Here is a 24,727-nt window from a genome sequence, read left to right as displayed (position 1 = left end):
TCCACTGAGTTAAATAGTATGTCGTTCCATTCATATATGGAAAAACAGATGCAAATGGGTAAATTTTAAATATATTAGAGACAAGTCGCTTTACTGTCGGGCGTGATTTTGTCCTGCGTCAGTAACGTTATCTCATCGCATTGGCTGAGATAAGCTTGCTCAATGATGGCTGCGGCCCAGGCAGGAATATGGGGCGACAGGCGGTAGTGGACCCATTTCCCGGCCCGGCGATCCAGCAAAAGCCCTGACTCTCTTAGCATAGCCAAGTGTCTGGAAATCTTGGGTTGGGCTTCATTCAAGCTATGGCAAAGCTCACAAACACACAGCTCGCCTGATGCTTTGAGCAATAAGATAATATTCAGACGTGTCTCATCCGATAAGTTCTTAAAGAGTTGCAATGGCGTGAGTGTTGTCATGATGCCCCCTGAATAAATTTTTCTCCGCTATCTTAGTGTCCGGCGAGGGAATGTCAATTTCATATTTGTTTTTTCGAATATGTGTTGGGCGCTGAGAGAGGATAACCTTTTATTGCACTTCTGACAGTATTGCACTTCTGATAGCTAAACCGTGCAATAAGCCCGTGCCGTAAAATATTAGCGCTATGGGCTTATGACGAAGAGACACCTACTTGGTGGGGCTTTGTTTTTTTAGGCCAGAATAATATTTATTTTTCTGCCGGATGAGTGATGAACCAGCGTAATGAATTCATTATTTTGGTTTCTGACATCTTTGCCCTTTTCTCATCCACGAGTTTCATTAATACAAGCCGAGCCGTGTAGATATCTAGCTGTGCTTTATCAGCTACATCTCTTGTTTTTGGCCAGTTGTGAACCGGAGGAAGAGAACCAGGAAATTGTTTTTTTAGAACATTACAATGATCTTCCAATATACTCATTACTTCTTCTTTCCGTTGATTCTTTGCTGTCATTGATATTGTCCTCAATTTTATTAATGTCATTTTTCCATGGTTATTATCGGGGGTTTCGGTTTTAGGTTTATATATTCGTACACTCATGTAGGTCTATTCATACAGATGATTTGAAATTTCCTACAATGATTTTTAATTAATACCTCTCGGTGTAAATTAAATGAACGCAGATGTTGTTCATTTCTGTAATTATTGTTTCTTATGCCCGTCAGACTTCAAGTTACATGTGCGTTAGCTATGCTCAACAACCTGAATTACTTACTGGTATTGACCTTAAAAAAGTAAGTAGGCTCATCGGGACTATCTCCCTTGCCACCTTCCTGCAACTCGAATTGTTTTGGGTATGGTTGGTTAAAAGTTTCCTTCATTATTTAAGTTGTAAAATCATTAATTACACATTAACGAATGTGTGATTTTGTCTTTTAAAATAATGAGTTAGTTGTGTTTCCTGGTTTCTGCTGATGTAGGGTTTTTGACACAGTTAACATGGGAAATCTTGGTGGTTTTCTCATGTTACAGTGATTTCTTATTTTTCAGCTTGGGTTGTTTCACGTTTCATGTATCAACATCAAAATCAGGTGTGACAGTATAATTTGGTTATAAGAATATGCAATCTTTAATTTTTTAAAATATCCTGACTAGCTATTATATTAGTGATATGTGTCGAGGATGTGATTTCTTCCGATTAAATTTATCGCTATTTTTATGATTATAAACTATTTGTTTAAGGGTTATATTTTAAAATTTTTTCTTATGAGGGATGAGATAGATGTAAATACAGTAATGATCTTCGGTTTTGCACGTTTTTTATACTACACTTACTTCGGTTTAATTACGATGCGTCAGATTGGTTATTATGTGTAAAGGCACCACGTAAGATTATATTTTTCTGCTGTTTTTCGTGATGACCACTGAAGATGATATCGGACAGACCGTTTATTAAGCTAGTAATGCTGTAATAAACGGCCATGGCCGCTTATTGGCTACTCTGAAATATTCCATTTCTGCGCTAATAAGGTTTTTGTCTTCCCGGTCAGCCACTGATTAACTTCTTCTAACAACGGCTGATTATCCTTAGCCATCATATAAACTTTGTAGCTGCCAGTTCCGGGTAAAACCTCTGGTGTGGCGACACAAAATACGCCAGGTTCTTTGCTCTGATAATAATCTCCCTCGATTAAGTCAGTGAACATAATATCTGCACTTTTATCACGCACACCTTGCAAGTTAGCAAAATTATCTTTGGTTCGGATGATTTGCGCCTGCTTAATATTTGCATCAACAAACGACTGGTTGGTGCCGCCAGGGTTGACAATGACTTTGACGTTTTGACGATCAATAGCATCAAGAGTGGGGAATTTATTGACTTGCTGGCAATTGGCCAGCGCAATTTTCCCGTTCTTCACGACCGCGTGGGATAAAGCAAATTGCGCTTCTCTACCGGGCGTCGCCGTGACGCCCCCCATGGCAATATCAAATTTATCTGCCACCAAGTCGTCTGAAAGAGTTGGCCAACTGGTCGAGACAAAGTTAACCTTCAGTTTCAGGCTTTCACCCAAGGCGTTTGCCATATCAACATCGTAGCCGATCAATTGGCCCTGTTTATCATGGAAAGCTAAAGGCGCATAGTCACCTGGCACCCCAATACGCAGCTCACCACTTTGCTTAATTTCTTGCCAATTTTTTGCTAATACCTGTTGGCTACCGATTAATACCAAGACCATTATTCCCAAAGATAATTTTTTCATCTGCATTCCTGTTATTTTTTATAAGAGCTCATTAAGGTCAATTAGGGTAAATTATCCTACTGTATATTGCTCAGGAATGAGGAATATATTCCCCGGTCAAACTTTCCAGGAAGGCTACGATATCGTTGATATCCTGTTCTGGTAGCTGGGTCCCTACCTGATATTTGAGCATTAGCTCAACCGCCTGATGTAAATCTTTAGCCTGTGCATCGTGAAAATAAGGGGCTGTTAAGGCAACATTACGCAAGCCCGGTGTTTTAAAACGGTGCATATCGCGTGGATCGTTGGTGACGTTGAAACGCCCGAGGTCATCGGTAGTTTGCTCTTTTTGGCGATCAGCGAAATAGTCACCTTTTAGCCCCAATAACTCATAGGACTGCCCACCAATATTTTTACCGACGTGGCAGGTATCACATTTATTTTCCTGGAATAGCGCCAAGCCTTTTTGCTGGCTAGCCGTTAATGCTTGTGTTTCACCTTTTAGATAGTGGTCGAAAGGGCTATTGGGTGTGGTCAGAGTTTTCTCAAATTCAGCGATTGCATCGGTGATCGTGTCTTCAGAATAGCCTTGTGGATACACTTGGGCAAAGTCCTGGGTCAACTGTGGGTCTTGTTGCAATTTAGTAATGATCTCTTCCCAAGAGGTAGAGGCCATTTCTACTGGGTTAAGTGGTGGTCCACCGGCTTGTTGCTGCAAATCAACGGCACGGCCATCCCAAAACTGCTCCACGTTAAATACGGCATTAAATACCGTAGGCGCATTGATCCCACCTTTTTGTCCATCGACACCCGTTGAGGTCGCCAGATTATCAACGCCTCCTTTGTTCAACAGATGACAACTGGCACAGGAGATGGTGTTATCACCGGATAATCTGGGGTCATGGAACAGGCGGGAACCTAGTGCCACTTTTTGACTGTCTACCGGCAGGGCATTGGGGATCGGCTGTAGCGCTAAGTGCTGCATTTCGCTGTGGCTATTGGAAGGGAAGTAGGTCGCCCGTTGTATTTTTACCCAATCAAGGATCTGGTCTCTCTCCTCTGCGTTGATGCTGGAGGACCAATGTAATGCGCTAAAGCGTTGAGGTGGCATTTGATCGCGGGCAATAGACGATTCTATTTTGGCTAAATCTGCTTCAGGGACGGCACGATTTTCTTTTAATGCTAATAGTGTTGGCTCCAATGAGAAATGTTGGTTGCCTTGTCGAATGTCATAGTCCATCAATTGTTTAGGGCCGGGGATTGCGGCATAAAACGGCAGGGATGCATTCGCGGTATGGCAATAATCACACCCTTTTTGGTAAAAAATATTACTGACCTGCTGATCGGGCGTTTTTGCCTCGCTGATGAATGTGTTATTACGTGTGTTATCTGTCATATAAAGATAGCCAGCAATACCCAGATAACCTGCAACTACCAATATACCGCCACCAATTAATCCTCTTCTTATCACAGCCGCACTCCTTTGTTGTGTGGAAAGTACCTGGTTTGCTCTATGGATAGCACCAGCCGACTTTCACGTTTATTGTTCTCAGTCCATAAATAACCCTACTCACAGGATGGGATTATCTCTGGAGCGTCGTCTACGCTGGTTGACCTTTATCAAGCTAATAGGGCGGCTTTGCCTATTTCTGGGATAGGTATTGCCTATGAATGAGGAAGTAAGAAGGGATCATCAGGAAGGGGGGCGATTATTCTTTTTGCTTAATGGTGTTGAAGAAAAAATGATGCTGAAGGAATTAATCGTACTGAAGGCTCGGGTTGGATAAAAAATTAAATTTTATCTGCAGTTGGACGATAACGAGACATGAATATGAGGCCATGGTGAATTTGTACATAGATTGGTGTATTTCGCGCCACGGCCAATAACGTTGATCTGAACATGATGAATCGAATTGCCCGTCTGACCACCCGATGATGCCAGTGTGTATGTCATCAATGGGCTGCCCATTTGACTTAATCAGTAGTCATGTATTTATACGCTTCCTTTCTTTCTCTTAAACAATAATGATAATTAATATCATTTGTTTTTACATTTTTGCACACATAATTACAATAGCCTTGAAGTATAAAAAACGAACAATAAATTTGTCAGAGGCGTATAAAATGTTAAATAAAACAATGGCATTCGCGTTAGTGGCGGCATCATCAGCCCCTGTTATCGCAGCAGATGATGACAATATTATGGTTGTTAGCGCATCGGGATATGAACAGAAGATCAGAGAGGCCGCGGCAAGTATCTCGGTCATTAGCCAAAATGAATTAAGTCAGCGCAATTACAACGATTTGGCGCAAGCGCTGAGTGATGTTGAAGGTGTTGACGTCAATAGCAGCACGGGGAAAACCGGGGGGCTGGATATCAGTATTCGTGGTATGCCCAGCGCTTATACCCTGATATTGGTGGATGGAGTCCGGCAGAATGGCACTTCCGATGTAACGCCAAATGGCTTTGGAGCCATGAATACCAGCTTTATGCCCCCGCTATCGGCCATTGAGCGTATCGAAGTGATCAGGGGGCCGATGTCAACACTCTACGGTTCCGATGCTATCGGTGGTGTTGTCAATATCATCACAAAGAAGATCACCAAGTCGTGGGCCAGTTCAGCAACGCTTGAACATACTTTTCAGGAAAACACGGCTTTTGGTGACAGTTCAAAGTTCTCTTTTTACTCCAGTGGGCCAGCGGTTGAAGATCAACTGGGATTGTCGCTACGTGGCACGATTTTCCGGCGTGATGCCTCCCGCGTTGAATCCTCCAGTACGGGGGTAGCATTAAGCCGCCGTGGCCCCAATCCAGTAAAAGCAGACAACTATAACCTCGGCGGCAAACTACTTTGGCAATTGAATACCAAAAGCACCTTGTGGTTGGATGGTGATATTGCCAACCAAAAATATGATAACAGCGCCAACCAGCTAGGCACCATTGGTGCGCAAGGCGGTTACGAAGATACCCTGCGCTATCAACGCCGTAAAATAACCTTGGGCAGCGATAATCGCTTGGATTTTGGTACCTGGAATTCGAGCTTATCTTATAACCAAACTGAAAATATTGGCCGCTTAATCACCAATGCATCCGTACCCAAAGGCTCGGGTCTGGCGGGTGAAAAGCGTCTGTTGAAAAATACTAATATCATCCTCGATAGCAAGCTGGTCTCCCCGTTGGGTGACAACCACATGGTGACCCTTGGCGGCCAATATTGGAATGCCACTATGAAAGACGGCATCGTGCTGGCAAATAACGGCGATAAATTCACACAAGATGCCTGGTCATTATTCAGCGAAGATGAATGGCGTTTGTTGGATCCCCTGGCATTAACCTATGGCGCACGTTATGAGTATCAAACCACGTTTGGCGGTCATATTAGCCCACGAGCCTATCTGGTGTGGGACGCACAGGATAACTGGACGGTGAAAGGCGGCGTGAGCACGGGTTATAAAACCCCCTCTCTGGCCCAGTTGCATAATGGGATTAGCGGTGTCACAGGCCAAGGCACCATCACCACTATTGGTAACCCTAAACTTGATCCAGAGAGTAGTGTCAACACCGAGGTCGGTGTTTACTACGAAAACGAGACGGGGTTTGGTGCTAATGCGACGCTGTTCCACAACCGCTTCAGGAACAAGATCAACAGCGTTTCGATTGATAATACCACCAGTACCTACACCAACGTCGGTAAAGCGATCACGCAGGGTATTGAGATCGCATCAACCATTCCACTCTGGTCTGACGATTGGATACTGGGAATAAATTACACGTTTACTGATAGTGAACAGAAAGATGGCAACAATAAAGGCGCTCGCCTGACGAATACGCCGAAAAATATGGCCAATGCCCGCCTGAGCTGGAACATCAACGAGCAGTTATCCACTTGGTTGAAAGCGGAGTATCGCAGTAAAACGGCACGCTTTACCCAAAATTACGCGAATTTGTCTGCGGCAAATAAAGTGGTTTACAGCAATTTAGGCTCAGATTTTAAACCCTTTAGCATGCTTAACTTGGGGGCGACCTATAAGGTCACTAAGGATGTGACACTGAATGGTGCAGTAAACAACCTGTTGGATAAAGATTTTACCCGCACCCACATTTTTGCTGTGGGGAACGGCACTACCACCGCGGGCGATTACTTCACCTCGGCCCAAAGCACTGCCGGTTATGTTGTACCTGGCCGTAATTACTGGGTATCCATGAATGTTAATTTCTAGGTATTAGCGTTGTGAGCCATATCGGTAAGGCAAAATTCTGACGAATAGGTCTATTGGAATCGGCTGAACGGCCAGAACATCTGGTTTATCATACTAATCTGAATATGGGTAGTCTTTGGTAGTCGTGGGTAGCTGATAGTAATTGATGCCGTAGGTGCAGTTACTATCAGCTACCACATTTAGCCTCTGTTCGAGAAAAACTAACCGGCCTTTTATCCAAAGGCGGCTGATTCGGAATTTATGATGGCCTCATTTTTACGGTAGAAAAAGCCGCGCTGTGACGACATAAAATAACCAAAACCATATTGGCTGTAATGTTTTAATCTATTGCTCTAATGGCTTAATTTCATTGTTTTACCTTATGCCGCTTAGCGTAAATAAACGGCATTGTAAGTCGGTTACTAACAATTAATGCCCTCTTATAAGGTAAAATATGAATATTAATAACTACAGCTTTCCCGTTTACGATAAAAATAATTGGGATAACACCCTGAAGGAAACCGAATTATTTAAAGAAGTCCCTTATTTATCTGCTCGGTTGGGTGATCAGGCTTATGAGTATAGTAAAGATGGTGACATCAGTAACTATCATTTATCTATTCAATATATCATGGATGTTCTGGCTGATCAGGCCAAGGGTAAAGTGGATTTAAGCCATTTTTCCAGTGAAGAAGCGCTCTCTTCTCACGTTTCTCTTGAAGAAAATGAGCATAACTATCATTGCTTTAATCAGCATGCTAGTACTGTTTATCATATTAATAATCATGATTTTGGCCGCACGCTTGTTGATCTTTTTGAGCAGATGAAAAATTCGGGTAAAAACGTTCTGGCATTAAAAATTGATAGTTCTCAACATTCAATGGCTGCGCGTCTTTATATTAAAGACACGGAGCAAGGGCAAGGGCGGCGATTCGTTATCAATTTTTATGACCCTAATCTTACTGATAAAACCGTGCGTTGTGAGGTTGATGACGCATTAAAATTGAATGACTACTCATTAAGAAATTTCATTAGTAACCAGACTTACTTATCCAGCTATGTTGATGCAGAGATATCATCAATTACTGTTTGTGATCAAGCCGATATTCATGATGAGCATAAGGTGAAAGAGAACCGAGCGTTAACGCCATTATCACAGAGTTCACCCCTTCCTTTATCGGCAGCACGATTGGATCTGTTGTTAACAGATAATTTTGCTGTGGGTATACAAAAAATGGCAGAAGAAGTTAAGAATCTATCAGAATCCGAACGTAAAATGTTCTTTAATCAGTTATTACAACCGCGGGCGGAGAATGACATCTCTGGGCTGCAATGTGCTTTCAACTATCAGTGTTTTGATGCGTTGGAAGCCTACTCTGAATTGTTGGTGCTTGCACCGCCAGAACAACGAACAGACTTATTAACAGCAAAAAGCGAAAATGGCTGGAGTAATCTGGCTCGGGCCATATATTATGGGAATAAGGATATGGTGGACGTATGCTTCTATTTATTGCAATGGCTTCCTTTGGACGAGGTGAATAAGCTTGTGTTCCCGCTGGAAGAATCCCTTCCTTTGGACGATATGTGTACACTGTGGGAACAATACATTGCTTTCATACTACAGCAATCTAATTCATTGATAAAAGACGCTGAAATATATGCACAACAATCAGCAGCCGTTACACCAGCGTCTGCTTAAGTGGCTCCCGATGCGCTTGGTCGGTGATTCGGTGATTGAGCAGCGCTAATACATCTGCAGAATGGAGGATGACTGCATTCTGCAGACAACCCCCGATGACGCGATCTTGAACGGTGATGATAGGCCGAAGAGTAAAACGTCCGCGCCAGAGATGGCGCGGATCAAGCCTTCTGGGAAGCTATTTTTATGCAGGAAATTTAGTGCCAGAGTATCTGGTATTTAGGTGGTAACGTTTGGCATTCAGGCAACAACATTTAGTAATGGCCGATATCAGATGGCTTCGTATTCTCCGGTGCCTTCAGGCCAGGGCGTCAGCAGGTCGTATCCCGATTGGGTAACGGCAATGGTGTGTTCCCACTGTGCCGAAAGCGAACGGTCTTTGGTCACAACTGTCCAGCCATCAGAAAGTACGCTGGTCGCCGCTTTTCCGGCATTAATCATCGGTTCGATAGTAAAAATCATACCGGGTTTAAGCAGCATGCCCGTTTGGGCTATACCATAGTGCAAAACCTGTGGTGCCGTATGATATTCCTGACCCACACCGTGGCCACAATATTCCCTCACCACCGAAAATCCTGCGCCCTCAGCCAACTGTTGAATGCTTGCACCGATGTCGCCAAGCGTCGCACCAGGGCGGACGGCTTTAATGCCAGCCAGCATTGATTGATAGGTAATATCGACCAGACGCTTGGCCCGGACTGAGGGTTCCCCAACAAAGTACATTCTGCTGGTATCGCCATACCAACCCTCTTTGATGATCGCCACATCGATATTCACAATATCGCCTTTCTTGAGTTTTTTATCGGATGGGATCCCGTGACAAACCACATGATTGACCGAGGTACATACCGTTCGGGTGTAACCGTGATAGCCAATGTTTGCGGGAATAACCTTCAGTTCGTTAACGATGTAATCGTGGCATAACCGATCAATTTCATCGGTTGTTATCCCAGCAAGGACATGTGGTTTTATCATTTCAAGCACTTTCGCAGCGGCTTGACCTGCCGCACGGGCCATTTCAATCTCTGCCGGTGAGTGGATTTTGACTTCGGTCATTGCGCTTTCTCTCCTTTATTCAGCGTAAGAGCGTCGGGATAGATCATTTTGGCAATATCCGCTCCGCCTTGCAGTTCAACCTGCACAAGTGCACGGGCCAGTTCATGATGACTCAATTGGGGGTAAAGCTCTGCCAACATACCAATTTTAAGCCAGTGTTCCGCTTGCGAATTGATGGAGCGGCTCATGGCATGGCTGGCGATACGCAGATTCTCATGCATCAAATCAGATATTTTAACGATACCCATACAGCACCTATACGAAACATATATGTATCGTATATTGCCATAAATAAGGATGAGGTTATTGACAAAGTGCCCGCGACGGAGAGAACAGGCAGATCGTAAAGACGCCGGCTTCCCTGTATAAAAATAGCCTTCCCTGGGGGCTCGAGCCGCGCCATCCTTGGCGCGGACTCTTTACTCTTCTGCCTATCCTCACCGTTCAAGAGTGAGTCATCGGGGTTTGTCAGCAGTCTGGATAAAAATACAGTGAACCCACTGAAACGGAAAAGGCCTGAGCTCCGTGAATGAAGAACTCAGGCCTTGATAGCCGCTTAATCTAAATTATCTCAATATGTTGAGGCCAGTTTATGGTGTATTAAATACTCATCTCAGCCACAACGGTTGCATTTTGCCGCTTGGATCTGCTGGAAGAAATCATTGCCCTTATCATCCACTAAAATAAAGGCTGGGAAGTCTTCCACTTCAATCTTCCAGATGGCTTCCATCCCTAATTCAGGATATTCCACACATTCCAGGCTCTTAATACTGTTTTGCGCCAATACCGCTGCCGGGCCGCCGATGCTGCCCAGATAGAAGCCCCCATGTTTATGGCAGGCGTCGGTCACTTGCTGGCTACGGTTGCCTTTAGCTAACATGATCATGCTACCCCCGTGGGATTGCAGCAGATCCACGTAAGAGTCCATGCGCCCTGCGGTGGTTGGCCCGAGTGATCCTGAAGCATAGCCTTCGGGGGTTTTGGCCGGCCCCGCGTAATAGATTGGATGATCTTTAATGTATTGCGGTAAGCCTTCACCGTTATCCAGCCGCTCTTTTAATTTGGCATGGGCGATATCACGGCCAACAATAATGGTGCCGCTTAACGACAGGCGGGTGGAGACCGGGTACTGTGACAGCTCTTTTAAAATCTCAGGCATCGGGCGGTTAAGATCAATTTTAACCACTTGGCCTTCCGTGCTGTGGCGCAAATGTTCGGGAATATATTTCCCCGGATTTTGTTCCAGTTTCTCCAGCCAGATACCTTTGCGGTTAATTTTGCCTTTGATATTACGGTCGGCAGAACAAGATACCCCCATGCCGACCGGGCAGGAGGCTCCGTGGCGTGGCAGGCGAACGACCCGAACATCGTGGGCAAAGTATTTGCCGCCAAATTGCGCGCCCAGACCTAAATCTTGTGCCGCTTCCAGCAATTCTTGCTCTAACGCGGTATCACGGAAAGCTTGGCCGTGTTCGTTCCCTTCGGTCGGCAAGCCATCATAATATTTGGTCGAGGCCAGTTTAACCGTCTTCAGCGTACTTTCGGCAGAGGTACCGCCGATGACAAAGGCAATGTGGTAAGGCGGGCAGGCCGCGGTACCCAATGTGCGCATTTTCTCGACCAGAAACTCTTTCAGCCTGCCAGGTGTTAGCAGGGCTTTGGTTTCCTGATACAGATAGGTTTTATTGGCTGAACCGCCCCCTTTAGTGACAAACAGGAATTTGTACTCTTCACCTTCGGTACTGTACAGATCGATCTGTGCTGGCAGGTTGGTTCCGGTATTCACTTCCTTATACATATCCAGCGCGGCGTTTTGTGAATAGCGCAGGTTATCTTCAATAAAGGTGTTATAGACCCCACGCGATAGCGCTTCGGCATCGTTACCCCCGGTCCAGACCCGCTGGCCTTTTTTGCCCATGATGATCGCGGTACCGGTATCCTGACAGGTGGGTAAAATCCCTTTAGCCGAAATCTCCGAGTTGCGTAGGAATTGCAGGGCGACATATTTATCGTTTTCGCTGGCTTCCGGGTCATCCAGAATGGCGGCAACTTGTTTTTGGTGAGCGGGGCGCAGGAGGAAAGAGGCATCGTGGAAAGCCTGTTGAGCGAGGAGGGTCAGGGCTTCCGGCTCGACTTTCAGGATGTCGTGTCCTTCGAACTGTGTAATTGAGACATGTTTATCACTGACAAGGTAATACTCAGTATCATCTTCCTTGAGCGGGAAGGGATCCTGATAGTGGAACGGTTTGTTTGACATATTTTTCTCACATTCAACATTCGTTAGCGAAAATGTTCGTTAACAGAAGTAATCATCAGCAAAAAGTCATTATTATCAAAAGCAATCATCATCAAATCAAATCTAATCATCATCAAAAATAAGCATCAGCAGAGCCAAAGCGTACCCAGTCACGAGTGTTGCTAACACTGCTGCGGTTACAAATTAGCAGCGTTAAGCCAATATTATTATTACTATGACTTTGATCATGATCTTACTATAGATTGTCAGACTTAAGCGACGGCTCCACCCTCTTTATAAAGGGTGGATCTCATTTTCCGCACTTATCGATGGTTCAGCCAGTAGGGGAGTGGGACACTGACCGACGGTCATCGATCTCACCATGTTCTGGTCTGGTGACGCTATTGCTTTATCTATCACTGAATGTGATATGTGAGGGTTACATTACCGTGCTGAGCGCCTCGGCGACCTGTTTGAATTTGTCAAAACGCGCCCGTAATCGCTGATGTTTTTCGGCATTGGGGAGCAGGCGGGTGATAGGGGGCGGGCAGGCGCGGATCGCCTCTTCAAACCCGTGATAATAGTGGCGCCCCACCGCCGCACACAGCGCCGCTGCCCGGCAGCCGGATTGCTGAATATCGACAATTTCCAGTGGTAAATTACTGGCATCACAGAACATCTGCATCCAAATAGCGGAATGCGTTGGGCCACCGGTAAAGCGGATACAGTCGATGGTGTCATCCAATGCCAAGATCTTGTCCTGATGCAGAAGATGTGAAAAAACCACCCCCTGATAAATGGCGTACACAATGTCTTCGATATTGTGATGGCCACTTAACCCAAGCAGGCCTCCGCTAAGATTAGCACTGTGGTTGGAGCCGTATAGCCAAGGGAAAAATAGAATATCTTCAGATTTTTCATAGCCCAAAGCCGCCCACTGATTCAGGGTCTGGTAGCTATTTGGCAGTTCAGGGAGAAATTGTTCCACGAACCACGCAAGGTTACTGGCCGAGGTTGGGCTGCCTTCATGTACGAAGTAGGTGCCGGGGATGCAATATTTCCCCCAAACATAGGGGTATTCGGAGGGGGTGATCGCCTCAAAAATACGGGTGGCGATTGACCAAGTGCCCGCCACCGCACTGAGTTGGCGGCTGTCGTGTAAACCAGAAGTCAGTGCCGCACCGACCACATCAAACATGCCACCGAACACCGGTGTTCCTGCTTTCAGACCACATGCGTTAGCCGCATCGTCACTGACATAACCCGCTAAATCGGCTGAACCGATAATCGGCGCGGTTTTCTCCATCACTTCCTCAATGGCAAAAATCTTCATCAGTTGCGGATCAAAACTGCCGCTGTATTGGTTATAAAGATTGCTGCCAGAAATATTGGTTTCTTCAATAGTAAACTTATCGGTTAGACGGTAACGGATATAGTCATGGACCATGAGCACATAACCGCTGCGCTGATAGTTTTCTGGTTCGTTTTCCTTTAACCAGCGCAATAGTGCTGCGGGATGGGATGGCCACAGTTGTTGTAGGCTACGTTCATAGGCGGCGTGATTTTTGCCTTCTTGCTGCCAGCGGCTGACCCATTTTTGTGCGCGGGAATCGGAGGAAACAATACCGTTACGTACCGGCAGCCCCTGTTTATCCACCAGATATAAACCTTTGCCATGGGCAGAGAAACTGATGCCACCGATGTTCTCTGCCGAAACATGATATTCCGATAAGGCACATGCCTTATTCAGGGTTTGTCGGATCACCTGACAGGTGGCGATCCACAGGGCCTCCATATCGCGCTCACAGAATCCTGCTTGTGGGCTAAGTACCGGGAGTGCCTGTTCAGTAACCGCAATTTCGCTGCCGTCGGCGGTATAAATACCGGCTTTGGTCACGGTACCGCCCAGATCAATGCCGAGAAAATAGTGGCTCATGTGTGGCTCCTTAGCGGGTTGACTGGTCAGATTCGTTATCCCAGCCGGCCAAACGCATTTTGTCTTCGATCCAGTGGCGGGCATGGATAATTTCCAGCAAGGGTTCGGCCGCTTTTTCTGTCCACATCTCTATCAGGAAGGTTCCGCGATAGTTCAGGCGGCGCAGGGTTTTAAACAGATTAACGAAATCGACACAGCCTTCACCAAACGGCACATCACGAAATTGGCCAGGGGAGTCAGCGGTGACGGCAAAGGTATCTTTCAGATGGATCGCCGCAATGCGGTCAATCCCTTTTGCCAATTCACTGTTCACTTCATTGCCCCAGGCCGTGAGGTTGCCGATATCGGGGTAGACGGTAAACCACGGAGAGCCAATCTTGTTGTCCAGCGCCTTCCACTTACTGATGGAGTTCATAAACTGGGTATCCATGATCTCGACCGCACACATCACTTGCGCTGCCGCGGCTTGCTTCACCGCCCAGGCGATACCCGTTTCAAAACGTGCGATCGTTTCACTATCCTGCGGTTCGTAGTACACATCGTATCCTGCCAGTTGAATGGTACGGATCCCAAGATCCTGCGCCAAACGGATAGCCTTTAACATGACCGTATGCGCTTGCTCCCGCGTGGCGGCATCGCGGCTACCGAATGGATAGCGGCGGTGAGCCGAGAGGCACAGGGTTGGAATGCGCACCCCGGTCTGTTGAATGGCACTGATCACCGCCATACGCTCCTCGCGGCTCCAATCCAGACGAGCCAGCCGTTCATCACTCTCATCAACGGACATTTCAACAAAATCGAAGCCGCAGGATTTTGCTACCGCCAGCTTTTCGACCCAACTGGTGCCCGCAGGTAGGGCTTTTTCGTATATTCCTAGTGGGTGAATGCGCATTGTTTTTCCTCTTCCCCTTCGTACTTGACGTTGCAGCGGTGTTAGCTGCGCTCACTCACCCGAATCACTTACTAATGTAAGCTCATCGGGATTCGTTCTCTTGCTGCCTTGCTGGAGCCCTAATTACTTGGGGTAATATTTTTTAGATAATTCAAACGGTTCTGCCTCATGGCACGTTTGGCTTTCCATTTCTCTTTAAAAAACTTAAAGGCCAGGGCGAAGATCAGGGTGATACCCCAGACCGCCAGATTAACGTGCAGGCTAACGCCGAGTAGGCTCAGCCCCGTGGCGATCACTTGTAATACCAGCAAGGCGCAGAACACATGGCTCACTTTACCCACACCACCGAACGGGTTGGTTCCGCCCAAGACGATAGCCAGGACGGTAAGCAATAAATAAGAGTCGCCGTAGCCCATACGCGCAGAGTTGAAACGCGACATCATGATCAGGCCAGCCAGTACACACAACAAACTGGAAATGGTGTAGATAGCCATCATGACCCGGTCAGTACGAATGCCGCTGAACCACGTGGCGTTAATATTGCTACCGCACATATAAATCGTTTTGCCCAAGCGAGTTTTACCTAAGAACAGCGCCAGCAGCAGTGAGGCCACGATGAAAATAATCATCGGGATCGGCACGCCCATCACCACTTCGGCACCCATACTGCGGACAATCGGCGGCATACCACTGAGCGCTGCGCCTTTGGTCAGATAAACACCGATGCCGCTGATAATGGTCATACTGCCCAACGTCACTAAAATGGGATGTGCGCCAATACGGGCGATCATCAACCCGGTCAGTGTGCCGATAACCACGGCAATCAATGCCGCCCCCATCAGTGCCACCAGTAGCCACATCAGTTGTGTCGCAGTACTGGCATCCGTGGGAACATATTGGATAAGCAGCCAGGCCATAAACAGACTGGTCAGGTTTGCGGTGCCAATAATCGACAGGTTTAATCCGCCGCTGAGCATTGGTACAAACATGGCGAAGGTCAGTAACCCCAACTCTGGCAACTGAAACGCAATACTCAGAAAGGTGTTCTCGGTAAAGAAACGGCCAGGCATCGCCAGACTGAAGGCCAGTGTTGCCAGACAAAAAATCCCTAACAAGCCGGAAATGGTGCCGTCGATAGGTAGAAAACGGTTCTTTTTCATAAAACACCCCTGTCAGACAAAGCCAACATCAGTTTCTTTGCGTTTTTTGTAGTGGGTTACGCAAATGGCGGCGACGATCACCATGCCAATTACGATGTTGACGAAATAGCTGGAGACACCGATCAGGTTGAGGCCATTTTTCAGGATGCCAATCAGGAATACCCCCATCAGCGTACCGATAACGGACCCACGCCCGCCGGATAAGCTGGCTCCCCCTAATACCGCTGCGGCCAGCACATCCAACTCACCACCGACCAGCGCACTGGGTACCACTTCGCTCATGCGGTAGGTCTGTAACATGCCGCCGATAGCCGCTGCCGCCCCCAAATAGCCATAGGCAAACAGATAAATCAGAGAGACACGGATCCCGATACGGCGAGCGGATTCTGGGCTGCCACCCACGGCATAGAGCTGACGGCCAATATGCGTTTTATTCAGCAAAATCCAGGTCAACAGCGCGATGGCTAACATGATGACTAGCGGCAAGCCAATCTGGTAACTCTCGCCGTTAACGGTGAAGGGCAAAATAGAGCGCTGATCGACCCACCAGTTGGGTAAGTCATAAATACTGTGGCCGTTGGTCAGCCACATCAACATACCGAACAGCAATGACTGCATACTGATGGTGATAATGATCGAAACAATATTCAGGTAGTAAATCAGCACGGCATTAACGAACCCGAGCAACACGCCGATAGCTACCGCAATGACCAGACAGAGCACCGGGCTGGCAATCACATCATTAAGCAACAAGGAGGCGACCACGTATTGCACCACCGAGGCCACGGCTGCAAAGGAGATATCAATCCCCCCGGTGACCAGCACCACAAACAGGCCGAGGGCAAAAATACCGGTCACCGCGTAGCTTTCGGCCAGGTCCAGCACGTTTTGTATTGAGAGAAACTCGCGGCTAAGCAGAGAGAACAGGGCCAACATAAGAACGATGACCCAAGCCAGCCACCCTTCGACGGATTGCGGTTTGAGTCTGCCGAAATTAGCCATTGATGACCTCCGCCAGCTGTTGTTCAGTCATTTGATTCGGGATCAGCTCATTGACGATACGCCCCTGCTGCATATGCAGGATGCGATCGCAGTTGTAATAGGCTTCGGGGATTTCATCAGAGAGCAGCAACACCGAGATACCCACACCGGAGAGACGATGGATCAGCTTGTAAATACTGTCTTTGGCACCGATATCGACCCCCACCGTGGGGGAATCGAGAATTAACACTTTCGGTTTAGTCAGGATCCATTTTGCCAACACCACTTTTTGCTGATTGCCCCCTGACAACGTTGATAGCGCGTTGTCAGCATCTGTGATTTTGATGTCCAAATCTTTCACCCATTCTGCCACCAGCGCGTTCTGTTTGGCTTCATCAATCAGATAAAGTGGGGTACGGATACGTTGCAGAATCGACAGCACCATGTTGTCGGCGATAGATTGTTGCAATACGGCACCGAGGGTCAGGCGATCTTCAGACACATAGCCAATACCTAGCTCAATGGCACGGGTATTGTCTTTAATGCGCACTGGGTTACCGTCAATGGTAATCTTGCCGCTATCAGGATGGGTGATGCCAAATAGGCTAAGGGCCAATTCGGTCCTCCCAGAACCCAGTAAACCACACAGGCCGAGCACTTCGCCGCGATGCAGGCTAAAAGAGATATCTTCGAATTGCCCTTTACGGCTTAGGTTTTCCAGTTGCAACACCACCTTGCCTAATTCGGCATTGGGTAGTTTCTGCTCGTGGGTGATGGTTAGGCCGGTCATCAACTCGGTAATACGCCCGGTAGAAAGCTCAGCGGCTGGCCAGGTCCCCACCTTTTCGCCATCGCGGATCACTGTAATGCGATCTGAAATCTCTTTCACTTCATCCAATCGGTGGCTGACGAAGACGACGGTAATGTGCTTATCCCGCAGGTAATTTACTGTACGCAATAATTGGTTCACTTCGGTGCGCGTCAAGGAGGCGGTAGGCTCATCCATAATCACCAATCGCGCATCGGCAACCAACGCACGGCAGATAGCCACCTGCTGGCGTTGGGCAATAGGCAAATGTTGTACCCGCGTATCGGGATCGATACTAAAGGCCAGTTCATCTAATATCTGGCAGGCTTTCTGTCTGATTTTCTGCTTGTTGAACCAGCCGAAGTAACCTTTCAGGTTATATTCGAAGGCAATATTTTCAGCCACCGTTAGGTTAGGGAACAGCGAAAGGTCTTGGTAAATCACCTGTATGCCTAAAGCCCGTGCGCGATCAGGGGTCAGGCGGTGATAAGATTTGTCATCAATGATAATTTCACTGTCGTCATCGGGGGCATAAACGCCACTAATCGTCTTAATCAGCGTACTTTTTCCGCAACCATTGGCTCCGGCCAGACAGTGCACTTCGCCTTTATTCAACGTCAGAGTGATATTTTTCAGTGCCTGATGACCGCCAAAGCTTTTAGACAGCGCTTTTAACGTGATAAGCGGCACGTCTCTATCAACATCAGAAATATACGTCATCGTGCAGTTCCCCGGAAAACGACCTTAAAACAGCGGGTCGAAATAAGGGCCGGGCAGGTAAGTACCCGGCTTATCTCCCTCGCTGATTACGTCTACCTACAACGCTAATTATCTTGGGTGAAATCATATTTTTTGCTTGCGCGGTGCTTATAAACCGAGCTTCACCAGACGTTTGGTATTGTCGATATCCAGCTTTTCTGGGTTATCACTGAGGATGGTATTGCCTTGGGTTTTGATTTCGCCCATATCCCCCAGTTTGACGCCATCTTTGATAGGCTCACCATTCATTATGGCGGTAGCGACCTGGACGAAGACTTTACCTGCTACCATTGGGTTGGAGATGTAACCGCCATCAATGGCGCCTTTTTCCAGCAACTTAATGCCCTGGCCTGGTGTGAAGGTGCCGAATACACAGGTGGTATCGTTCTTTTTACGCTTATCAATAGCCCGGCCAGCCCCAATAGGGCCTTGTGAACCGAAAGACATAATGCCTTTCAGATCTTTATGTTTAGATAACAAATCATTGGCAGTACGCATGGAGTCATCGACAGACTCGGCGACACCGAAGCGGTCTTCAACCAGCACCATTTTCGGGTAATTGGCTTTTTGATAAGCAATGGCGGCATCTGCCCACTCATTGACCAGCGGTACGGTCAGGCTGCCAACAAACATGGCGTATTTGCCTTCTTCACCCATACACTGCGCCATATCTTTCATATGGTTAGCCCCCATGCTCTGGGTATCGAGCAGTTCAAAATCCCAGTCGGCATTGATCTGACCCGGTGACTCGTGGGTGATAACCTTAATACCGGCTTCTTGCGCTCGCTTCAGTACTGGCTCCAACACTTTGGCATCATTGGGAACCACCCCGATGACATCGACTTTTTTAGCAATTAAGTCTTCAATGGCCCGTACTTGCTCGGCTGGGTCAGCGGTCGTTGGCCCGACTTGCCAGGCGTTAACGCCTAATGCCTGACCTTCCTCTTTGATACCTTGCTCCATCACATTGAACCAGGGAATACCCCCTACTTTAACCACAACACCCATGGTAAAAGGCTTATTCGCCTTTTGCTGTGGGGTGCTGTCAGCAGACCAAGCTGCATGAGAAGCCAGCAAGGTCGTTATTAAGCAAGGCAATATTAACTTTCTCATCATTACATCCTCTGAAAGCGCAATAGGTAAGGCCGGCTTTATAATATTGATATAAAGCTAGTTGGCTTATTTTTATTGTATGGCTATTTTCTGGTACAACGGTTCTCTGGTGTTAACGCGGTTAATCTGGTGATGCTAATAATCCTTAATTAATTTTTGCCTATTTGTCTGATTCAATAATACTTAATTTGGGATTATCGCTACGATAGTTTTGTGAACTTAATCTATTGGTAATAAGAATATTGACTTCATCTAAAGTACATATTTTACAAAAGGCGTATTGATCGAATTTACTGGAGTCTGCCAATAAAATTTTTTGCCCAGACACCTGCAACATCACCTGCTTCAATTTGGCATTAATATCATTGCCGTCCCGAACGCCACTGTCTTGGTTAATCCCCTGACAGGAGAAGAAAAAGGTATTGATCTGGAAATTCCTGATGGCATTTTCTGCCACGGGGCCGTGGAAGTCATCGTGGCGGGCCGAGTATTCACCGCCAATCCCAATGATGCGTACTTTGTCACGGCAGGCCAGCGCTTGAATAATCTTGACCGAATTGGTCACTACGGTAATCTCAATATCTGGTATCTGTCGTGCTAAAAACCAACACGAGCTGCTGTTATCCAGCAAGATACAGTCGCCAGGGCGGATAAACTGCAATGCTGCTTTGGCAATTTTCATTTTAGTATCAGGGTGTTCCTCCGTTCGTTTACGGAAGGATTCCGCCCGATCGATGACATTGAGGCCATCGTGAGTTTCTTTAATATCAATTACCGTTATTTCAGGGCTATCCAGTGCGACAGCGCCGCCAAAACTGCGGATCAGTTTTTGTTTTTTTTGCAACACCGTCAGGTCACGGCGAATCGTCTCCTGCGATACCTGGCACAGAACCGATAGCTCGGTGACCAGCGCGGAACCTTGTTGTTGTACATGAGTGCAAATAATTTTATGGCGTTCAGCTTGTAACATGCTTACCTCAACACTCTGTACTTATCTGATTGTGCTTATCGGACTCGACTTCTTTAAAAATAAGCACCTGTTAAATTCATGCTGCTATATTGGTGCTAATCTGCTGTTTATACAGTGACTGAATTCAAGGATTGCCTTAAGCCACTTTTTACCCGCCATTTATGAGATTAAAGTCACTATTTATAATGTAATTCATACGCTATATAACTTTAAAATGGGTTATTAATCACATAAAAACCCCCTCTTTATTCATTAAATAGTCACGCATGGTAATAAAAAATTAAACTCGGGCATTAAATTAATGACCGAACATGACCGAATTAGGCCGATTTTGTTTGTTTGATGCTTTTGTTCCTATGGGTGACTTTAATTTAATCCTAAATATCGTTAGGTTAGTTTACGGCTACATTTTATTGGTGATTTTAATTATGACTAGCGGGAATTATGGCCTACATAAATAGTGGTTATGGAAAGAAACTAATGACTATAGAAAATAAATAATGGTCATGGAAAACAGTATCCGCCAATAATCTCCACCGTTAATCACTGGTGTTCACTAATGGCCATATTAAAATGAAGGCTATTGATCAAATAACGTCATCCGAATACCGAATGATATTTTTCATTATCGCCTGCCCATATTGAATACTATTTCATGAGGTGCACTATGTTAGAACAGTTAAAACAGCAGGTCTTTGAGGCTAACTTAGCATTACCCCAATATAAGCTGGTGACATTCACTTGGGGGAATGTCAGTGGTATTGATCGCGAACATGGGTTGGTGGTGATTAAGCCCTCTGGCGTTGAATATGATGTCATGAGTGTCAATGACATGGTGGTGGTCGATTTAGCAACCGGTAAGGTCGTGGAAGGGGATAAAAAACCCTCTTCGGATACGGATACCCATCTGGTGTTATATCGTGCTTTTGCTGAGATTGGCGGCATTGTTCATACGCACTCACGCCATGCCACGATTTGGGCGCAGGCGGGCAAATCATTATCAGCATTGGGAACCACCCACGCGGACTATTTTTACGGGCCGATCCCTTGCACCCGCCTGATGACCGAGGCAGAAATTACCGGTAATTATGAACATGAGACCGGTAAGGTGATTGTGGAGACCTTCGCTGAACAGGGGTTGCGAGCGGCAGATATTCCGGCGGTATTGGTCAATGGTCATGGCCCCTTCGCATGGGGGAGCAATGCGGCTAATGCGGTACACAATGCCGTGGTGTTAGAAGAGATAGCCTATATGAATCTGTTTACTCATCAGCTAACGCCCGCCGTAGGAGATATGCAGCAGACATTGTTGGATAAGCATTATTTGCGTAAGCATGGGGCAGCGGCGTATTACGGCCAATAAATCCCCTTCGTCCAATCCCCTTCGTCCTTGACGCTACAGCGTTGTTAGCTGCGTTCACTTACCCGAATCACTTACTAATGTAAGCTCATCGGGATGCGTTCTCTTGCTGCCTGGCTGTAACGCCAATGACGTTGGGGATTCTTTTCGGTCTTTGAGATTACAGCGTTGTTAGCTGCGTTTATTCATCACAAAAATGCTAAACGGGCAACCACTCTCATCGCTTTATTGATTACAGACAAACTCCCCCCTTCTCGAAAGAGGTAAGGTCTGACATAGCAGGAAGGCAAATTTATTATCCTACTTATAAAAACTCCTTTAATCGGGCCATTACGCCCTCACTGAAGACCCCTCTCTCCTGCTGATCTACTTATTTTTTTTGAATTATTCGGGTGCCATCCGTACAGGGTGACTCTCATTTTCTGGAATGCAACTAAGTGGGAATCTTATGAAAGAGACCAACGAATCCCGGCTGTTAACGGCAGGCGTCACCCGCCGAAAACTGGTCCAAACCACGCTTGTCGGCGGACTGGCTATGGCAACCGGGGCGTTTTCGTTACCGTTCCCCCGTCCCGCACGAGCCGTTCAATCCGTACTCAACCCGACTTCAGCCAATGACGGTAAAGTGATATGGAGCGCCTGTACCGTTAACTGCGGCAGCCGCTGCCCGCTGCGTATGCATGTGGCTGAGGGAGAAATCAAATATGTCGAAACGGATAACACCGGCGATGATGATTTTGAGGGGCTACACCAGGTACGAGCCTGTCTGCGAGGGCGCTCTATGCGCCGCCGGGTCTATAACCCAGACCGCTTAAAATACCCGATGAAACGTATTGGTGCCCGTGGTGAAGGGAAATTCAAACGCATCTCGTGGGAGGAGGCATTCGAGACTATCGCTGGCAGCATGCAGAATATTATTAAGGAATATGGCAATGAAGCCATTTACCTGAATTACGGTACCGGTACGATAGGCGGTACCATGACCCGCTCTTGGCCGCCGGGCGCGACGCTCTTGGCTCGCTTGATGAATTGCTGTGGTGGTTACCTCAACCAGTATGGTGATTACAGCACTGCACAGATTGCTGCGGGACTCAATTATACCTACGGTGGCTGGGCCGATGGCAACAGCCCGTCCGATATCGAAAACAGTAAGCTGGTGGTGTTGTTCGGTAATAACCCGGCTGAAACCCGGATGAGTGGCGGTGGGGTCACCTATTATCTGGAACAGGCGCGCGAGAAATCCAATGCCAAAATGATCGTGATTGATCCCCGTTATACCGACACCGCCGCAGGCCGTGAAGATGAATGGATCCCGCTACGACCAGGCACTGATGCCGCATTGGCCTCTGCGTTAGCCTATGTGATGATCACTGAAAATCTGGTGGATCAACCCTTCCTCGACCAATATTGCGTTGGTTATGACGAGAAAACTCTGCCAGAAGGCGCACCCGAAAATAGCCACTACAAAGCTTATATTTTAGGGCAGGGCGCAGATAAAACCGCCAAAACCCCACAATGGGCTGCGGCTATCACCGGTATTCCCGCTGCAAAAATCATTACGCTAGGCCGTGAAATAGGGTCGGTGAAGCCGGCTTATATTTCCCAAGGTTGGGGGCCACAACGTCATTCCAACGGTGAAAATACCAGCCGGGCCATTGCCATGTTGGCAATCTTGACCGGTAATGTCGGCATTAATGGCGGTAACTCCGGTGCTCGCGAAGGTTCCTACAGTTTGCCGTTTGTCCGTATGCCTACCTTTGAAAACCCAGTCAAAACCAGTATCTCTATGTTCTTGTGGACCGATGCCATTGAGCGTGGGCCTGAAATGACCGCCACCCGTGATGGGGTTCAGGGGAAAGATAAGCTGGATGTACCAATCAAATTTATTTGGAACTACGCCAGTAACTGTTTGGTGAATCAGCATTCTGAAATCAACCGTACCCATGACATTCTGCAAGACGATAAGAAATGCGAAATGATTGTGGTCATTGATAACCATATGACCTCATCGGCAGAATACGCCGATATTATCCTGCCAGACTGTACCGCCTCCGAGCAGATGGACTTCTGTCTGGATGCCTCCAGCGGCAATATGGCTTATGTTATTTTTGCTGATCAGGTGATTAAACCGCGTTTTGAGTGCAAAAATATTTATGACATAACCAGCGGGCTGGCAAGGCACATGGGGGTCGAACAGAAGTTTACCGAAGGGCGGACGCAAGAAGAGTGGATGCGTCATCTCTATCAGCAATCGCAAGCCGCAATCCCTGAACTGCCTTCTTTCGAGGAATTCCGCGCTCAAGGCATGTTTAAAAAACGTGATCCGGCAGGCCATCATGTTGCCTATCACGATTTCCGCACCGATCCGGTAGCTAACCCATTGAGTACCCCATCAGGCAAAATTGAGATCTATTCTGCGGCGCTGGCCGAGATTGCCGCGACTTGGGAACTGCAAAAGGATGATGTTATCGATCCGCTGCCCGTGTATGCCGCCGGATTTGAAAGCCATGTTGATCCGCTGATCGAGCAGTACCCGTTGCAGTTAACGGGCTTCCACTACAAGGCCAGAACCCACTCCACTTACGGTAACGTGGATGTGTTGAAAGCCTCCTGTCTTCAGGAGATGTGGATTAACCCGATGGATGCCGAACGACGAGGTATCAGTAATGGCGATATGGTGCGGATCTTCAATGGCCGTGGTGAGGTACAGATTAATGCCAAAGTCACTCCGCGCATGATGCCGGGGGTTGTCGCTTTGGGTGAGGGGGCGTGGTACAGCCCCGATGAGAAGCGGATTGATCGGGCGGGCAGTATCAACGTATTGACCACCCAGCGTCCTTCTCCGTTGGCGAAAGGGAACCCATCCCACACCAACCTCGTTCAAGTCGCCAAGGCATAAGGA

Annotated in this window: 18 protein-coding genes and 1 pseudogene; 4 read left to right on the top strand and 15 right to left on the bottom strand. The window is 47.2% G+C overall.

Translation table 11 applies throughout. The features are described from left to right. Positions 1 to 74: 74 nt before the first annotated feature. The 5 genes and pseudogenes from AC971_RS15190 to AC971_RS23220 all read right to left on the bottom strand — a co-directional run bounded on the left by AC971_RS15190 (position 75) and on the right by AC971_RS23220 (position 4,609). Positions 75 to 416: a metalloregulator ArsR/SmtB family transcription factor gene (locus AC971_RS15190; protein WP_025382686.1), complete on the bottom strand. Its 342-nt coding sequence runs from the start codon at positions 414 to 416 to the stop codon at positions 75 to 77. Positions 417 to 664: 248 nt separating this feature from the next. Continuing rightward, positions 665 to 928, bottom strand: coding sequence for a FaeA/PapI family transcriptional regulator (locus tag AC971_RS15185; RefSeq protein ID WP_025382687.1), 264 nt, complete (start codon positions 926 to 928; stop codon positions 665 to 667). Between the two features lie 983 nt (positions 929 to 1,911). Continuing rightward, positions 1,912 to 2,676, bottom strand: coding sequence for a transporter substrate-binding domain-containing protein (locus AC971_RS15180; RefSeq protein ID WP_025382688.1), 765 nt, complete (start codon positions 2,674 to 2,676; stop codon positions 1,912 to 1,914). Between the two features lie 70 nt (positions 2,677 to 2,746). After that, positions 2,747 to 4,126 carry a cytochrome-c peroxidase gene (locus tag AC971_RS15175; RefSeq protein WP_025382689.1) on the bottom strand — a complete coding sequence of 460 codons (1,380 nt, stop codon included), beginning with the start codon at positions 4,124 to 4,126 and terminating at the stop codon, positions 2,747 to 2,749. 238 nt (positions 4,127 to 4,364) lie between these two features. Further along, positions 4,365 to 4,609 (bottom strand): annotated as a pseudogene (locus tag AC971_RS23220) (hypothetical protein). A gap of 170 nt (positions 4,610 to 4,779) precedes the next feature. Here AC971_RS23220 and AC971_RS15170 point away from each other — a divergent pair. Further along, positions 4,780 to 6,876, top strand: coding sequence for a TonB-dependent receptor (locus tag AC971_RS15170; protein WP_025382690.1), 2,097 nt, complete (start codon positions 4,780 to 4,782; stop codon positions 6,874 to 6,876). A gap of 433 nt (positions 6,877 to 7,309) precedes the next feature. Further along, on the top strand, positions 7,310 to 8,554 hold the full coding sequence (locus AC971_RS15165; RefSeq protein WP_025382691.1) for a ShET2/EspL2 family type III secretion system effector toxin: 1,245 nt from the start codon (positions 7,310 to 7,312) through the stop codon (positions 8,552 to 8,554). Positions 8,555 to 8,824: 270 nt separating this feature from the next. On the opposite strand, the gene map is transcribed toward AC971_RS15165, so the two are convergent. From map to AC971_RS15115, 10 genes are all read right to left on the bottom strand, one after another. Then, the gene (gene map / locus AC971_RS15160) at positions 8,825 to 9,610 is read right to left on the bottom strand and encodes a type I methionyl aminopeptidase (protein WP_025382692.1); all 786 of its coding nucleotides are present in this window, start codon (positions 9,608 to 9,610) and stop codon (positions 8,825 to 8,827) included. Beyond that, on the bottom strand, positions 9,607 to 9,858 hold the full coding sequence (locus tag AC971_RS15155; protein ID WP_025382693.1) for a ParD-like family protein: 252 nt from the start codon (positions 9,856 to 9,858) through the stop codon (positions 9,607 to 9,609). Before AC971_RS15155 ends, map begins: the two co-directional genes overlap by 4 nt. A 365-nt stretch (positions 9,859 to 10,223) precedes the next feature. Next, on the bottom strand, positions 10,224 to 11,867 hold the full coding sequence (gene fumA / locus AC971_RS15150; RefSeq protein ID WP_025382694.1) for a class I fumarate hydratase FumA: 1,644 nt from the start codon (positions 11,865 to 11,867) through the stop codon (positions 10,224 to 10,226). Between the two features lie 418 nt (positions 11,868 to 12,285). Further along, on the bottom strand, positions 12,286 to 13,782 hold the full coding sequence (locus AC971_RS15145) for an FGGY-family carbohydrate kinase (RefSeq protein WP_048677742.1): 1,497 nt from the start codon (positions 13,780 to 13,782) through the stop codon (positions 12,286 to 12,288). 10 nt (positions 13,783 to 13,792) lie between these two features. After that, positions 13,793 to 14,674, bottom strand: coding sequence for an L-ribulose-5-phosphate 3-epimerase (locus AC971_RS15140; RefSeq protein WP_025382696.1), 882 nt, complete (start codon positions 14,672 to 14,674; stop codon positions 13,793 to 13,795). Positions 14,675 to 14,793: 119 nt separating this feature from the next. Further along, a complete protein-coding gene (locus tag AC971_RS15135) occupies positions 14,794 to 15,834 on the bottom strand; it encodes an ABC transporter permease (RefSeq protein ID WP_025382697.1) in 1,041 nt (346 codons plus the stop codon). Between the two features lie 12 nt (positions 15,835 to 15,846). Further along, the gene (locus AC971_RS15130; RefSeq protein WP_002209421.1) at positions 15,847 to 16,836 is read right to left on the bottom strand and encodes an ABC transporter permease; all 990 of its coding nucleotides are present in this window, start codon (positions 16,834 to 16,836) and stop codon (positions 15,847 to 15,849) included. Next, entirely contained in the window at positions 16,829 to 18,343 is a 1,515-nt protein-coding gene (locus AC971_RS15125) for a sugar ABC transporter ATP-binding protein (RefSeq protein WP_025382698.1), read from the bottom strand. The genes AC971_RS15130 and AC971_RS15125 overlap by 8 nt, the downstream gene beginning before the upstream one ends. Before the next feature lie 147 nt (positions 18,344 to 18,490). Next, complete coding sequence (locus AC971_RS15120) at positions 18,491 to 19,495, bottom strand: substrate-binding domain-containing protein (protein ID WP_025382699.1); 1,005 nt, start codon at positions 19,493 to 19,495, stop codon at positions 18,491 to 18,493. A gap of 160 nt (positions 19,496 to 19,655) precedes the next feature. After that, positions 19,656 to 20,465 carry a DeoR/GlpR family DNA-binding transcription regulator gene (locus AC971_RS15115; protein ID WP_025382700.1) on the bottom strand — a complete coding sequence of 270 codons (810 nt, stop codon included), beginning with the start codon at positions 20,463 to 20,465 and terminating at the stop codon, positions 19,656 to 19,658. A gap of 667 nt (positions 20,466 to 21,132) precedes the next feature. Here AC971_RS15115 and AC971_RS15110 point away from each other — a divergent pair. Together AC971_RS15110 and dmsA are read left to right on the top strand one after the other, a co-directional pair. After that, on the top strand, positions 21,133 to 21,828 hold the full coding sequence (locus AC971_RS15110; RefSeq protein ID WP_025382701.1) for an L-ribulose-5-phosphate 4-epimerase: 696 nt from the start codon (positions 21,133 to 21,135) through the stop codon (positions 21,826 to 21,828). 445 nt (positions 21,829 to 22,273) lie between these two features. Then, the gene (gene dmsA / locus AC971_RS15105) at positions 22,274 to 24,724 is read left to right on the top strand and encodes a dimethylsulfoxide reductase subunit A (protein WP_048677741.1); all 2,451 of its coding nucleotides are present in this window, start codon (positions 22,274 to 22,276) and stop codon (positions 24,722 to 24,724) included. Positions 24,725 to 24,727: the final 3 nt, after the last annotated feature.

Source organism: Yersinia similis, assembly GCF_001053095.1.
In the GTDB taxonomy this organism is placed as follows: Bacteria; Pseudomonadota; Gammaproteobacteria; order Enterobacterales; family Enterobacteriaceae; genus Yersinia; species Yersinia similis.
Note: the sequence above shows the minus strand (reverse complement) of the source record. Positions and strands in the feature narration are given on the sequence as shown.